The following is a 375-nucleotide window of genomic DNA, read 5'->3' as shown; positions in this document are numbered from 1 at the left end:
ACAGGTCGTGACGGGCATCTGGCCCGGGCGCCTCGCGCACGCGGCATCCGGCGGGGGCGGGTTCGGCTACGACCCGATCTTCGTGCCGGACGGGCAGCCGGGGGGTGCCGAGCGGACCGTCGGCGAGTTCACCGACGACGAGAAGCAGATGCAGTCGCATCGGGCCCGCGCCTTCGAACAGCTCGCCCCGCTGCTCGCCGACCTCTGAGACTGGTTCTCGTTACCCTTCCCGACTAGGCGGAATCGCCCTACGACGGGGTGCGGGCGTCCTAGCCTGGAAGCATGCACGATCACGCGCCCACTGCCGGCGGCATCCGTTCGGCAGGCCATCGCCGCCTGCTGACGATCTCGCTGTGCCTCACGGCGACGATCATG

Annotated in this window: 1 protein-coding gene; it reads left to right on the top strand. The window is 70.1% G+C overall.

The features are described 5' to 3' along the window. The coding region (locus ASV53_RS26635; RefSeq protein WP_275657132.1) for a non-canonical purine NTP pyrophosphatase at nt 1-208 on the top strand (208 nt) is incomplete at its 5' end. Between the last annotated feature and the right edge of the window lie 167 nt (nt 209-375).

The organism is Photobacterium sanguinicancri (genome assembly GCF_002265265.1).
Taxonomy (GTDB): domain Bacteria; phylum Pseudomonadota; class Gammaproteobacteria; order Enterobacterales; family Vibrionaceae; genus Photobacterium; species Photobacterium sanguinicancri.
Note: the sequence above shows the minus strand (reverse complement) of the source record. Positions and strands in the feature narration are given on the sequence as shown.